The organism is Cupriavidus sp. 10L43_2 (assembly GCF_056395265.1).
The window spans coordinates 357,671-372,065 of sequence record NZ_JBFTJE010000002.1; the positions used below are offsets into that span (position 1 = coordinate 357,671).

The window sequence follows — 14,395 nt, forward strand, 5'->3', positions numbered from 1 at the left end:
CATCTCCTGGAACGATGTCTTGGGGGTGGATGCCCGATCAGGCGTCCGCGACGAGGGTCGCGGCCGACGCCGCCATGGCCTCGATCTCCGCCGGGCTGTAGCCGGCTTCCGCCAGCACCTCGGCGCTGTGCTGGCCAAGCCGGGGGGCTTGCCGGGCGATATGCGGCTGGGACTTCGACCACCGTGACGGCACCGTCATCGAGCGCATGCGGCCTTCGCTCGGATGCTCGACCATCTCGAAGAACCCCACCGCCTGCAGGTGCGGGTCGTTCATCAGCGAGTCGAGCGTGTGCATGGGCATGACTGGGATGTCGGCCGCTTCGAGCACCGCCGTCCATTCCGCCGACGTGCGCGTGGCCATCACCTCGGCCAGCATCCGGTACAACTCGTGGATGTGCTTCGTGCGCTCGCCGATCGAGTGGAAGCGCGGGTCGTTCGTCATGACGTCGGGCTGGCCGATCAGCGCGAAGAACGTTTTCCACTGCTTGTCGTTGTAGACCATCACGCACAGGTAGCCGTCACGCGTGCGGTATGGCTTGCGGTTGTCGTTCAGCAGGCGCGCGTAGCCGGCGGGGCCGATTGGCGGATCGAAGGTCGCGCCGTACATGTGATCGCCCAATACGAACTGCGCCATGGTCTCGAACATCGGCACTTCGATCGACTGGCCTTCACCGGTGCGGGTGCGGTAGAGCAGCGCGGCCGTCACCGCGTTGGCGGCGCTCATGCCGACGATGCGGTCCGCCATGGCGTTCGGCGCGTAGCGCGGCTCTTCGGAGCCGGCCAGCGTGCTCAGCGCCGGGATGCCCACGGCGCCCTGGATCAGGTCGTCATAGGCCGGCTTGGCCGCGTAGGGACCGCGCTGGCCGTAGCCGTAGACACCCACGTAGACGATGCGCGGATTGACGGCCGCGATGTCCGCGTAGCCGAGCCGCAGGCGCTGCATGGCCTGCGGGCGGACGTTATAGATCAGCACATCGGCGTCAGCGGCCAGGCGCAGCAGCGCATCACGCCCGGCTGGCTGCTTGAGATCCAGCACCACGCTGCGCTTGTTGCGGTTGGCATGGAGAAAAACGCCCGCCATGCCCGGATTGCGGGCAGGACCGATGCCACGCACGGTGTCGCCGCCGGGCGGCTCGATCTTGATGATGTCCGCGCCGAGATCGCCAAGGATCTGGGTGGCGTACGGTCCCATCAACACCGTGGTCAGGTCCAGGATGCGTATCCCGGCCAGCGGCCCGTTACTCTCCTTGCCGTCCTTGCCAACTGCGCCCGTGGCGCGTGCAGTACCTTCCACCTCCATCGCAATCTCCTCGAAACGATGGAGCGCATGCTACGGACGCACCCCGGCCGCGACAAATACCGTCTTCATGTCGCCCGATACCTGCTTCGTATCGATCACCCCGTTCCCCGCCCCTACCCATGTTGGGGAGGGTGGCGGAGGGGGCCCCACCGCTATGCTCGTTTCCCTGATCCGACCAACAGCCAGCAGGGAGCCGTGCATGGACTTGCGATTCACCCGAGCCGAACAGGATTTCCGCGAGGAAGTCCGCGCTTTCGTGCGGAGCCAGTTGCCCGCCGACATCGCCGACAAAGTCCGCAATCACCAGCGTCTGGAAAAGGACGACTTCGTGCGGTGGCATCGCATCCTCCAGGCGCACGGTTGGGGGGCGCCGAACTGGCCGGTCGAGTACGGCGGCACCGGCTGGAACGCCATCCAGCGGCTGATCTTCGAGATCGAGACCTTCCACGGCGACGCCCCGCGCCTGCTGCCGACCGGCCTGGCCATGATCGGGCCGGTGTTGCAGAAGTACGGCAACGCGGCGCAGAAGGCCCGCTTCCTGCCGCGCATCCCCACCATGGAAGACTTCTGGTGCCAGGGCTACTCGGAGCCCGGCGCGGGGTCCGACCTCGCCTCGCTGAAGATGCGCGCCGTGCGCCAGGGCGACCGCTACATCGTGAGCGGCCAGAAGACGTGGACGTCGTATGCGCAATATGCCGACTGGATTTTCTGCCTCGTCCGCACCGATGGCGAGGCCAAGCTCCAGGACGGCATCTCGATGCTGCTGATCGACATGAAGAGCCCCGGCGTGACGATCCGTCCCATTACCACCCTCGACGGGGGCCACGACGTCAACGAAACGTGGTTCGAAGACGTGGAGGTGCCGGTCGAGAACCTGGTGGGCGAGGAGAACCGCGGCTGGACCTACGCCAAGTACCTGCTGGGCCATGAGCGCACTTCCATCGCCGGCATCGGCCATTGCCATCGCGAGATGCGCCTGCTCAAGCACTACGCCACCGAGGCTACCGACGGCAAGGGCCGGCGGATGATCGACGATGTGCGCATGCGCGACAAGATCGCCCGGCTTGAGATGGACCTGATGGCCATGGAAATGCTCCTGCTGCGCGTGGCCACGCAGGACGGTAGCCGTGGGCCCGGTCCGGAAGCCTCGATCCTGAAGATCCGCGGCTCCGAGCTGCAGCAGGACATCGCCATGCTGCAACTGGAGGTGGCGGGCCCGAACGCGTGGCCGTACGCGCCGGAGTGGCGCGAGGCGGGCACCGTCCAGCCGGTCAGCGGGCCGGATTGGGCATCGCCGGCTGCGGCCACCTACTTCGATACGCGCAAGACATCGATCTACGGCGGCGCCAACGAAGTGCAGAAGAACATCATCGCCAAGATGATCATCGGATTCTGAAGGGAGACACAGGCATGGACTTCCAATACAGCGAAGAACAGCAGATGCTGGCGGACAGCCTGCGGCGTTTCGTCGAGACCGAGTATCCGTTTGCGCGGCGCCGGGAGATTGCTCGCCAGGGTGGCGCGTTCGATCGCGGCATCTGGGCCGCACTGGCGGAGATGGGTGTGCTGGGCCTCACCGTGTCGACCGACTTCGGCGGCTTTGGCGAAGGCCCGGCCAGCCAGCTGGTGGTGCACCGGGAACTGGGGCGCGGGCTGGTGCTGGAACCTGTGATCCCGAGCGCGGTGGTCGGCACGGCCGTGCTCGGCAACTATGGCAGCGCGGCGCAACAGGCGGCATGGCTGCCGGCGCTTGCCAGCGGCGAGCGCGTGCTCGCCCTCGCCTATCTCGAACCGGGCAAGCGCTATCGGCCGGAAGCCGCGCAGGCGACGGCCGTGCGTGACGGTGATAGCTATCGGCTCGATGGCATCAAATCGCTGGTCTGGCATGGCGATGCGGCGGACACCTATCTGGTCAGCGCGCGGGTCCCGGCGCCTGAGGCCGATCTCGCGCTGTTCCTCGTGCCGCGCGACACAGAAGGGCTGCACGTCACCAGCTATCCGACCATGGATGGCCTGCGCGGCGCCGACCTGCGGCTGCAAGGCGTGACAGTGCCGGCCGCCGCGCGGATCGGACAGGCGGAAATCGGCTTGGCTGCGCTCGAACATGGGCTCGACCACGGTATCGCCGCACAGTGCGCCGCTGCAGTAGGTGCGATGGAGCGCCTGATCGAACTGACGGGCGAATACCTTCGCACGCGCCGGCAGTTCGGCACGCCGCTCGCCACGTTCCAGGCCCTGCAGCACCGCATGGCCGAGATGCTGGTGCACAAGGAACTCGCGCTGTCGATGGCCTACGTCGCGGCGCGGGCGCTCGACGAGACCGACGCTGCCGCGCGCAGGCGCATGCTTGCCGGCGCCAAGGTGGTGGTGGCCCGGGCGGCGCGCTTCATCGGCCAGCAAGCCGTGCAACTCCACGGCGGCATGGGCATGACCGACGAACTGGAGGTCGGCGACTACTTCAAGCAGCTCACCATGGTGGACGTGTTGTTCGGCGATACGGACTTCCACATGGAACGCTACGGCGAGGCCATGGCAGGCACGCGCGGCTGAACACCACGAAACGTGGCGTAACGCACTTGCATATCGATAGTGGTGTACTACGCTAGACACTTCCCCATCAAAAGTGTCTAGCGCGTCATGACTGACACCGACTCGTCTTAGCGCTCCACCCTCCCGAATCCGGCTCCAGATACCGCATCCCCCGACAGGTTCCCCCGTCGGGGGACGGGGTCGCTTATCGCGTTTTTTCACACCGCAGCCCAACACGCGCCAGCGGGGCGAGGGCACGCCCGTGCGCGACGACATGCCAACGCCCAAACAGCTTGCAGCACTGCAGTCCGAGCCCTCGGGCTCGTTCTTTCACGTCGTAGTTCCGGAGGAAAGATCGTGTTGCGCATCCAGAAAACCCCGCTGGCGCTGGCCACCGCCGTTGCCAGTACCCTGCTGATCGCTTCATGCGGCGGCAGCGACGACAAGCCCGCCACACCCCCCACCACCCCAACCACCCCACAGGCCGATACCAGTTGCCAGGTACTGGCCAGCGACGGCAGCACGGTCGTGGTGGGATCGAACCAGCCCGGCGACCCTTCCCTGCCCGAGCCGGCGTCCGGCTACCGCAAGGGGCTCAAGCCCGTCTACGCGAAGACCTATATGGTGTCGTCGTCGAACGCCTATGCCAGCGCGGCCGGCTGCGCGGTGCTCAAGAAAGGCGGCAGCGCAGCAGACGCCGCAGTGGCCGTCCAGTCCGTGCTCGGGCTGACCGTGCCGGAAGCCACCGGCATGGGCTCGGGCGGCTTCATGCTCTATTACGACGCCCGCACGCGCGCCGTGCAGGCCTACGATGGCCGGGAATCGGCGCCGGCCGCCGCCACCGAGAACTACCTGCGCTATATCGACGACGCCACCAACACGAACCCGCCCGTGCCGAGCGCCCGCGCCAGCGGCCGTTCGATCGGCACCGTCGGCATCCCGCGCCTGATCGAACGCGTGCAGAAGGAGCATGGCAAGCTCGCGTGGAAGGACCTGTTCGGGGATGCCATCACGCTGGCCACCAACGGGTTTCCGATCGGCGGACGGCTGGCCGCCGCCATCCAGAGCAACGCCACGTCGCTCAAGCGTGACCCCGAAGCCCTCGCCTATTTCTTCAACGCCGACAGCACGCCCAAGGCGCTCGGCACGGTGCTGAAGAATCCGGCCTACGCCAACACCCTGACGCAGATGGCTGCCAACGGGGCCAATGCGATCTACACGGGCCAGATCGCCAGCGACATCATCGCCAAGATCGGCACGACGGCCGCCACGGACGGCTCGGCGATCACGCCGGGCAAGACCACGCTGGCCGATCTGGCCAACTATCAGGCCAAGCAGCGCGACCCGGTCTGCATCACGTATCGCGCGTACTGGATCTGCGGGGCGCCGCCGCCGACGTCGGGCGGGATCACGGTGCTGTCGGCGATGGGGATTCTCGAGAACTTCGACCTCGCCGCGCTGAAGCCGACCGCCATCGACGGCGAAGGCGGCAAGCCCACCGTGCTCGGCGTGCACTTCGTCAGCGAAGCCGAACGGCTGGCCTACGCCGACCGTGACAAGTACGTGGCCGATACCGACTTCGTCCCCCTGCCCGGCGGCTCCGCCAACACCATGCTAAACAAGCCGTACCTGGCCTCCCGCGCGGCGCTGATCTCGCCGACGGTCAGCATGGGCACGGCCACGGCTGGGAACCTCGGTTCGGTGCCCCTCGGCGTGGCGTCGCTGATCGAGCACGGCACGAACCAGTTCACGATCGTCGATGCGGACGGCAGCGTGGTCAGCGCGACCACGTCGGTTGAATCGAGCATGGGGTCGTTCCACATGACCAACGGCTTCCTGCTCAACAACCAGCTGACCGACTTTTCGGCCCAGCCGACCGACAGCGGCGGCATACCGGTGGCCAACCGGGTGCAGCCCGGCAAGCGGCCGCGCAGCTCGATGGCGCCGACGATGGTGTTCCGTCAGGCCGCAGATGGGTCGATTGGCGACTTCCTGATGGCCACCGGCTCGCCGGGCGGCGGCACGATCCCGCAATACGTCGTGAAGACGCTCGTGGGTGTGCTCGACTGGGGGCTCGACGCCCAGCAGTCCTCGGGCCTCGTCGACTTCGGTGCCAGCAACAACCCAAGCACCACGGTCGGGGGCGAGCATCCGAACATCGACGCCACAAGCAACGGCGGCAACGATCCGCTGGTCACGGGCCTGCGTGCCTTGGGCCATACGGTATCGATCGGCGCGCAGGCGAGCGGGGTCAACACGGTCCTGCGCAGCCAGTCAGGCGGCGCGGCGGTGTGGATGGGCGGCACGGATCCACGCCGTGAAGGGGTGGTCCTCGGGGATACGTTCAATCCTTGAGCGGGATGGCAAAAGGGGGAGCGGGCTCGCGCCCCTCCCCCTCCATGGATTCATCCGGTCCGGCCTGGGACTTGTGGTCCCGGGCCGGGCGATGCTGTTAGCGCCGCACCTTGTCCGGCGCCGGCAGCTTCTGGCCAGAGTCCGCCAGAGACGCCTCCAGGCGGCGAATTTCCTGCCGCAGCTTCGCCAACTGGCTGCGCGCGCTGCGGTTGTCGGCCTCTCGGGCGTCGTTGTCGGCGCGGAACGTCTTCTGGTCCTCGGCGAACTGCTCACGCTGCGCCTGCTCGGCGCGCAGTTCAGTGGCCAGCGCGTCCGCCTGGGCTTCCGCACTCTGGATCGCCCGCTCGTACTGGCGCTGCTCCGTCGCCAGCACTTGCCGGCGGATCGCCTGATCGGCCAGCGCCGCGCTCTGCGCGGTGGCCTTGCGGTATGCCGATTCCGCGCTCGCCAGCGAGCTGAAACGCGACACGCGCCACAGCTTGTTCTGGTAGAGCAGCCCGACGTAGCAGACCACTTCATCTTCCGCCAGCATCAGGGTCGTGGCGTACTCGCCATTGGCGCTCGCGCGCAGTTCGCGAACTGATTTGTCCTTGATCCGCTGCTGAAGCTCCGCCACAAGGCGCGTCCGCGACGCATCGGACGGCCGGTCCGCATCCACAGCCGGCCCTTCGGCTGCCATCGGATCGGTACTGGCCCATGCACCGGCGCCACACAATGCCAGGCTTGCCGCGAGGAGGCCGGCGAGCAGTCGGGGGAAATAGGTTTTTTCGAGCATATTATTGGTGTTAGGACCTCGGGTGATCCACGGCTAACGGCAGGTTCGGAGAATACTTGAGACTTACCCGTCACGCAGAATCGGCTAGGGAAAACACTGAGTTTGCATACGAATGCAAGAAAGTTACTGTGCATACGTATGCACAACCAACCTCGGAACTCCCCATGATTCGCTACCTCAAGCGTGGACGTGACGTCCAGGCGCGTGCCAATGACGACAGCGCTGTTCGCAATACCGTCGAAGGCATCATCCGCGACATCGAAGCGCGCGGCGATGCGGCCGTGCGCGAATACAGCAAGAAGTTCGATAACTGGGACCCCCAGGATTTCCGTCTGCCGCAGGCCGCCATTGAGAAGGCGATGAACAGCCTCTCGGCGCGCGAACTGGAGGACATCCGCTTCGCGCAGGCACAGGTTCGCAACTTCGCACAGATCCAGCGTGACTCCATGCTCGACGTCGAGGTCGAAACCCGCCCCGGCGTGTTCCTGGGCCACCGCCATATTCCGGTCAATGCGGTCGGCTGCTACATCCCGGGTGGCAAGTATCCGCTGCTGGCCTCGGCCCACATGAGCGTCCTGACCGCCAAGGTCGCCGGCGTCAAGCGCGTGGTGGCGACGGCGCCCCCCTTCCACGGCGAGCCGCACCCGGCGATCGTCGCCGCCATGCACATGGCGGGCGCGGACGAGATCCTGGTGCTGGGCGGCGTGCAGGCGGTGGTGGCGATGGCCGTCGGCACCTCCAGCATCGCACCCGTGGACATGCTGGTCGGTCCGGGCAATATGTTCGTGGCGGAAGCCAAGCGCCAGCTGTTCGGCCGTGTCGGCATCGACCTGTTCGCCGGTCCCACTGAAACGCTGGTCATTGCCGACGACTCGGTAGACGGCGAAATCTGTGCGGTCGACTTGCTGGGCCAGGCCGAGCACGGTCTGACCTCGCCGGCGGTTCTGCTGACAGATAGCGAAGCGCTGGCGCACGCCACCATGGCCGAAATCGAGCGGCAGCTCAAGATCCTGCCGACGGCGGAGATCGCCGGCAAGGCCTGGGCGGACTTTGGCGAGGTGATCGTCTGCGATACGCGTGAAGAGATGCTACAGAAGGCGGATGAGATCGCCTCGGAGCACGTGCAGGTGATGACCCGCGATCCCGACTGGTTCCTGAACCAGATGACCAACTACGGCGCGCTGTTCCTGGGACCGCGCACCAATGTCGCCTTTGGCGACAAGGTCATCGGTACCAATCACACGCTGCCCACCAACAAGGCGGCGCGTTATACCGGCGGCCTGTGGGTCGGCAAATTCCTGAAGACCTGCACGTTCCAGCGCGTGACGACGGATGCCGCCAGCGCCGAGATCGGCGAATACTGCTCGCGCCTGTGCCATATGGAGAACTTCGCGGGCCATGGCGAGCAGGCCAACATCCGCGTGCGCCGCTACGGCGAACGTCCCGAAGTGCCATGGTACGCGCCGGTGCCGGCGTTGCAGGGGTGACAGCCGTGACGCCATTGCCGGCATTCGGCGGCTTTCGTCTCGATGGCAAGCGCGCCCTCGTCACCGGCGGAGGCCGCGGCCTGGGGTTGGCGGCGGCCGTGGCACTGGCACAGGCTGGTGCCGAGGTCACCCTGGCCGCCCGGTCCGGGGCCGAGCTGGAGGCCGCTTGCGCCGCCATTCGTGCGCAAGGCGGCAGCGCCGACTTCATGGTGCTGGACGTCACGGACCCCTCGGCTGTCGAGCGCGCGATCAGCAGCCGCCCGCCGTTCCAGATCCTCGTCAACAACGCGGGCATGAATCGGCCCAAACTGCTGACCGAAACGTCCGACGAAGACATCGACGCGGTCTTTGCGCTGAACGTAAAGGCGACCTTCTATGTCTCCCGCGAAGTGGCGCGCAGCCTGCAGGCGGCGGGCCTGCCCGGTTCTTTCATCAACGTCTCCTCGCAGATGGGGCACGTGGGCAGCCCGCGCCGTGCGCTCTACTGCGCCAGCAAGCATGCGATCGAGGGCATGAGCAAGGCCCTGGCCTGGGAGCTGGGACCGGCGGGCATCCGCGTCAATACGCTCTGCCCTACCTTTATCGAGACGACGCTCACCGCGCCGATGTTCGAGGACCCGTCGTTCCGCCGCTTTGTGCTCGACAAGATCGCGCTGGGCCGGCTGGGTCGGATCGACGAGGTGATGGGTCCGGTGGTGTTCCTCGCCAGCGACGCTTCCAGCCTGATGACGGGCAGCGCGCTGATGCTTGACGGGGGATGGACAGCGGCATGAAAAAAGTCACCGCCCACGACGTGGCCCGCCTGGCGGAAGTCTCGCAGTCCGCCGTTAGCCGCACCTTCACGCCCGGCGCCAGCGTGGCGCCAGAAACGCGTGAGCGTATCGAGACCGCCGCCCGCAAGCTCGGCTACCGGCCCAATGCCATCGCCCGCAGCCTGATCACCCGCCGCAGCCGGATCATCGGCCTGGTCATGAGCTATCTGGAGAACCAGTTCTACCCCGTGGTCATCGAACGCCTGTGCCAGGCGCTGCAGCAGGATGGCTATCACGTGCTGCTGTTTATCAGCGAGACGGAAGAGGCCGACAACGTCCTGGCGGACATCCTCCAGTATCAGGTCGATGGCATCGTGATGGCCTCCACGACGCTGTCGTCGGCACTTGCCAACGACTGCATCAACGCCGGCATTCCCGTAGTGCTGTTCAACCGGGTGGCACAGGTTGGCCCCATGGGCGGCTACTCGACCAGTTCGGTCACCTCGCAGAACCGCGCGGGCGGCCGGCAAGTCGGGGAACTGCTGGTGCGCACCGGCCACCGCCGCATTGCCTGGCTGGCCGGATCGGAGAACGCATCGACCAGCCGCGACCGCGAGGCCGGGCTATGCGATGCCCTCGCTGCAGCCGGCCTGCCGCTGCATGCCCGGGGCGTCGGCGACTACGACTTCGCCGAAGCGCGGCGCGCGGTGCTCGCGCTGTTCCGCGACCCGGACAACCGCCCGGACGCGCTGTTCGCCGCCAATGACCACATGGCCATCGCGGCGCTGGAGACCCTGCGTGCCGAACTGGGCATGCAAGTGCCGCGCGATGTTTCCGTGGTGGGCTTCGACAACGTGCCGCAAGCCGCGTGGCCGTCCTTCGACCTGACGACCGTGCAGCAGAACGTGGAGCAGATGGTGCACGCCACGCGGACCCTGCTGTTCGAGCAGATCGGCGGACAGGTCATGGCGAGCAGCGTGGATGTGCCCTGCGTGCTGGTCGAGCGCGGCACCGTACGCAAGCGCGACGCCACATAACAGGAGACCCAAGACAACATGACCGACAACCATAAGATTCAGGCGCTCTGCGCCGGCCGCCCGGTAGCCATCGTCGGCGCCGGGCTGGTAGGCGCCGGCTGGGCCATCGTCTTTGCCCGGGCGGGCCTGAACGTGAAGATGTTCGACGCCAACCCGGAGATCACGCGCCAGGCCGTGCCGCTCATCGAGGCGCAACTGGCTGGTTTGCGTCGGCACGGGTTGATCGACGAGGACCCCGCCACCGTGCTGGCCCGCATCACGCCGGTTGCCACGCTGGCCGAGGCGGTGGAAGGCGTTGCCTATGTGCAGGAGTCGGTGCTCGAACGCGTGGAGGTGAAACGCCAGCTGATGGTGGATCTCGACGCGCTGGCCTCCCCCGATATGGTCGTCGGAAGCTCTACGTCCGGCATCCCCGGATCGGCTTTTGCCCTGGGCCTGTCCATCTCGCCGCGCGTGCTGATCGCCCATCCGGTCAATCCGCCATATCTGGTCCCGGTGGTTGAGCTGGTGCCGTCGCCGGAGACGGCGCCGGGCACAGTCGACTTTGCCGACGCCCTGATGCGCGCCGTGGGCCAGACCGTGGTCCACGTGCGCAAGGAAGTGGAAGGCTTCGTCCTGAACCGGCTGCAGGCTGTGCTGCTGCGCGAAGCGTGGGCGCTGGCGCAGGAAGGCGTGGCCAGTTGCGAGGACATCGACAAGACCATACGCGACGGCCTGGGCTGGCGCTGGTCGTTCATGGGGCCATTCGAAACCATCGACCTGAACGCGCCGGGCGGCGTGGCCGACTATGCGGTGCGGCTGGGTCCGCTGTACCAGCGCATCGCGAATTCACGCGGCCACGAGACACCTTGGGACCCGGCGCTGATCCGGGAAGTGGAGGCGCAACGCCGCGAGCACCTGCCGCAGTCAGACCTGGAATCCCGACGGGCCTGGCGCGATGAAAACCTGATGGTGATAGCCGCCAACCGTCGCGCCCGCGACCCACGAGCCTGAGCGACACCGACTTCGAAGTTCCGCTGCAATCGTCATAGAAAAGGCACGTCGATGCCTTCCCCACTACAAAGACCGGAGACAACCATCGTGAAACAGCCTCTCAGCCTGTCCGCCCAAGCCCGCCGCCGCCTGCTCGGCGCCACCCTGGCATTGACCGCTTGCGGCATATCCGCCGCGCACGCGCAGGCCGACTATCCCAACAAGCCAATCCGCCTGATCGTGCCCTTCGCCAATGCCGGCGTGACCGACACCAGCGCCCGCATCGTGGCAGAGAAGCTCGGCCAGCAGCTTGGCCAGCAGATCATCGTCGATAACAAGCCCGGCGCTGGCGGCAATATCGGCACGCAGATGGCGGCGAAGGCGGATCCCGATGGCTACACGCTGCTGCTCGGCTATGACGGCACGCTGGTGATCAATCCCAATGTCTATGCCAAGGTGCCCTTCGACACGGTCAAGGACTTCACGCCCATCGGCAAGATCGGTGACGCCGTGCTGATGATCGCCGCCAATCCGAAGCTGGGCATCAAGACCGTGGCGGACTTGCAGCACTACGCCAAGACGGTGGCTGGGGGCATGTCCTACGGGAGCGCGGGCAATGGCAGCACCACCCATCTGGCCGGCGAGATGTTCCATCAGCGCACCGGCATCCCGATGACCCACGTGCCATACAAGGGTGGCGGCCAGGCCTTGCTCGATGTGGTCGGCGGCAACCTGCCCGTGACCTTCGCGGCGGTGACGGGCGCCATGCCCTTCGTCAAGAGCGGCCAGGTCGATGCGGTGGCCGTGACGTCGCGCGAGCGCGCCCCCTCGCTGCCGAACGTGCCGACGCTGATCGAAGCCGGCATGAAGGACTTCGAGATCAGCTCGTGGGTGGGTCTGATGGCCCCCGCCCGCACGCCCAAGCCTGTGATCGACAAGCTCAGCGCCGCGCTACAGAAAGTGTTGAACGACCCCGCGATGCGTGAGCGCCTGGCGTCGCTCGGCATCGTCGCCACGCCGGGCACGCCTGATGCCTATGGCCGCGAGATCGTGCGTGACCTCGACAAGAACAAGGCGATCGTCAAGGCTGCCCACATCAAGCTCGATTGACTTTGGACGGTGGCACCACCGACCCATGCTGAGTGAACCCACACTATGACAACTCTATTCGACAAGATCTGGGCGGCCCACGCGGTGGCCCGTAACGATGCCGGCGAGGACCTGATCTATATCGACCGGCACCTGGTGCAGGAGGTATCGAGTCCGCAAGCCTTCGCCAGCATGGCCGAGGCGGGTCATGCGCTGCGCTCGTCGCCGCGCCACATCGCCGTGCAGGATCACAACGTACCGACCACGGCCGACCGCCTGACCCACATCCCCAACGCGGAAAGCCGCGAGCAGATCGCCACCCTGCGGCGCAATGCGCAGGCCACCGGCATGCGCCTGTTCGACCTGGACCACCCCTTGCAGGGCATCGTCCACGTCATCGCGCCGGAACTGGGCTACGTGCTGCCGGGCAGCACCGTGGTCTGTGGCGACTCGCACAGCGCCACGCTGGGCGCCTTGGGCGCGCTGGCCTGGGGCATCGGCACCTCGGAAGTCGCCCATGTCATGAGCACCCAGAGCCTGTGGATGCGCAAGCCGCGCACGATGGGCATCGCCATCTCGGGCGCGCTGGCCAGGGGCGTCTACGCCAAGGACCTGGCGCTGGCCATCATCCATCACATCGGCACCAGCGGCGGCAATGGCTACGGCGTCGAATACTTCGGCCCGATGGTCGATGCGCTGTCGATGGAGGCGCGGCTCACGCTTTGCAACATGACCATCGAGGCCGGCTCACGCTTCGGCCTGATCGCACCGGATGCGACCACCCTCGCCTACCTGCGCGACCGCGTACAAGGCGCCGCGCGCGACCATTTCGAGCAGGCCGCGCAGGCATGGAGCGCGCTGCGCACCGATGCGACGGGCGACTACGACCGCAGCGTGGCGTTCGATGCCGCCACCGTCTCCCCGCTCGTCACCTGGGGCACCACGCCAGCCGACAGCGCTGCGTTCTCCGGCAACGTCGGCGACGGCGCCATGCTCGGCGAGGAAGCCGAGCGCAACCGTCTGGAAGAAAACCTCGCCTACATGGGTCTCAAGATCGGCCAGGCGCTGTCTTCGGTGCCGATCGACGTGGCCTTTATTGGCTCCTGTACCAATGGTCGACTGGAAGATCTGCGCGCCGCTGCCGATGTGGTGCGCGGTCGCCACGTGGCCAAGGGCGTACGTGCGCTGGTGGTCCCGGGTTCGGGCAGCGTCAAGCGCGCGGCCGAGGCCGAGGGCCTGGCGAAAGTCTTTGTCGACGCGGGTTTCGAGTGGCGTGAATCGGGCTGCTCCATGTGCATCGGCATGAATGGCGACAGCCTCGCGCCGGGCGAGCGCTGCGCTTCCACCTCCAACCGGAACTTCGAGAACCGGCAGGGACAAGGCGGCCGTACCCACCTGATGAGCCCCGCCGCCGTCGCGGCATCCGCCCTGCAAGGACGCTTGACCGACCCCCGGGAGTACCTCGCATGAAAGCCGTTATCGCAGAAGTCCAAGGCCGCGCTGCGGTCATGCAGCGCGACGACATCGACACCGATGCCATCTTCCCGGGACGCTTCCTGCGCCTGGTGCAGCGCACTGGCATGGGAGCGCACCTGTTTGCCGACTGGCTGGCCGAAGGCCGCCCGGAAGTGGCGTTCATGGCCCAACCGTCGCCGCCGCAGGTGCTGGTCGCATTGCAGAACTTTGGTTGCGGCTCATCGCGCGAACATGCCGTCTGGGCCTTGTCGGACTACGGCGTGCAGGCCGTGGTCGCGCTGTCGTTTGGCGACATCTTCCGCAACAACTGCGTGAAGAACGGCGTGGTGGCCGCCACCGTGACGCCAGCGGATCATGCGCGCCTCTTGCAAGCACTCGCTGGGGCGGCGGACGCGCCGCTGCACCTGCGTGTTGCCGAGCGCAGCCTGCAGCTTCCCGATGGCAGCGTCATTCCCGTCACGCTCGCCGACGGCCATGCGGAGCAACTGCTCTCGGCCGAAGACGAGGTAGACCGCACCCTGCGTCATGACGCGGCGCTGCGCGCCTATGAGGCGCGCGTGCAGCGCGACCAGCCGTGGCTGGCCTCGATGGACTAAGCCGCACTTCCCTTCCCTTTTCTAGCC

Annotated in this window: 12 protein-coding genes; 10 read left to right on the top strand and 2 right to left on the bottom strand. The window is 66.8% G+C overall.

What is annotated here, in order from left to right; genetic code table 11:
• Positions 1-37: 37 nt before the first annotated feature.
• Positions 38-1,300 carry a CaiB/BaiF CoA transferase family protein gene (locus AC1DEL_RS03895; protein ID WP_441644166.1) on the bottom strand — a complete coding sequence of 421 codons (1,263 nt, stop codon included), beginning with the start codon at positions 1,298-1,300 and terminating at the stop codon, positions 38-40.
• Between the two features lie 199 nt (positions 1,301-1,499).
• Here AC1DEL_RS03895 and AC1DEL_RS03900 point away from each other — a divergent pair, with 199 nt between their 5' ends.
• The 3 genes from AC1DEL_RS03900 (at position 1,500) to AC1DEL_RS03910 (ending at position 6,184) form a co-directional block, all read left to right on the top strand.
• On the top strand, positions 1,500-2,696 hold the full coding sequence (locus AC1DEL_RS03900; protein WP_477125243.1) for an acyl-CoA dehydrogenase family protein: 1,197 nt from the start codon (positions 1,500-1,502) through the stop codon (positions 2,694-2,696).
• Positions 2,697-2,710: 14 nt separating this feature from the next.
• On the top strand, positions 2,711-3,850 hold the full coding sequence (locus AC1DEL_RS03905) for an acyl-CoA dehydrogenase family protein (protein WP_477125244.1): 1,140 nt from the start codon (positions 2,711-2,713) through the stop codon (positions 3,848-3,850).
• 345 nt (positions 3,851-4,195) lie between these two features.
• On the top strand, positions 4,196-6,184 hold the full coding sequence (locus AC1DEL_RS03910) for a gamma-glutamyltransferase family protein (RefSeq protein WP_441591174.1): 1,989 nt from the start codon (positions 4,196-4,198) through the stop codon (positions 6,182-6,184).
• A gap of 97 nt (positions 6,185-6,281) precedes the next feature.
• Here the strand turns inward: AC1DEL_RS03910 and AC1DEL_RS03915 are convergent, their stop codons facing one another.
• Positions 6,282-6,959, bottom strand: coding sequence for a DUF2968 domain-containing protein (locus AC1DEL_RS03915; protein WP_477125245.1), 678 nt, complete (start codon positions 6,957-6,959; stop codon positions 6,282-6,284).
• A gap of 164 nt (positions 6,960-7,123) precedes the next feature.
• On the opposite strand from AC1DEL_RS03915, the gene hisD reads away from it, so the two are divergent.
• The 7 genes from hisD to leuD all read left to right on the top strand — a co-directional run bounded on the left by hisD (position 7,124) and on the right by leuD (position 14,368).
• Positions 7,124-8,446, top strand: a complete 1,323-nt coding sequence (gene hisD, locus AC1DEL_RS03920; RefSeq protein WP_441591074.1) for a histidinol dehydrogenase — start codon at positions 7,124-7,126, stop codon at positions 8,444-8,446.
• Complete coding sequence (locus AC1DEL_RS03925; protein WP_477125246.1) at positions 8,413-9,219, top strand: SDR family NAD(P)-dependent oxidoreductase; 807 nt, start codon at positions 8,413-8,415, stop codon at positions 9,217-9,219. The genes hisD and AC1DEL_RS03925 overlap by 34 nt, the downstream gene beginning before the upstream one ends.
• Positions 9,216-10,235, top strand: a complete 1,020-nt coding sequence (locus AC1DEL_RS03930) for a LacI family DNA-binding transcriptional regulator (RefSeq protein ID WP_092293329.1) — start codon at positions 9,216-9,218, stop codon at positions 10,233-10,235. Before AC1DEL_RS03925 ends, AC1DEL_RS03930 begins: the two co-directional genes overlap by 4 nt.
• An 18-nt stretch (positions 10,236-10,253) precedes the next feature.
• On the top strand, positions 10,254-11,228 hold the full coding sequence (locus tag AC1DEL_RS03935; RefSeq protein WP_477125247.1) for a 3-hydroxyacyl-CoA dehydrogenase: 975 nt from the start codon (positions 10,254-10,256) through the stop codon (positions 11,226-11,228).
• A gap of 87 nt (positions 11,229-11,315) precedes the next feature.
• A complete protein-coding gene (locus tag AC1DEL_RS03940) occupies positions 11,316-12,317 on the top strand; it encodes a Bug family tripartite tricarboxylate transporter substrate binding protein (RefSeq protein WP_477106712.1) in 1,002 nt (333 codons plus the stop codon).
• 45 nt (positions 12,318-12,362) lie between these two features.
• Entirely contained in the window at positions 12,363-13,766 is a 1,404-nt protein-coding gene (leuC, locus tag AC1DEL_RS03945; protein WP_092293008.1) for a 3-isopropylmalate dehydratase large subunit, read from the top strand.
• Entirely contained in the window at positions 13,763-14,368 is a 606-nt protein-coding gene (leuD, locus tag AC1DEL_RS03950; protein ID WP_441591076.1) for a 3-isopropylmalate dehydratase small subunit, read from the top strand. Before leuC ends, leuD begins: the two co-directional genes overlap by 4 nt.
• The last annotated feature ends 27 nt before the right edge of the window (positions 14,369-14,395 follow it).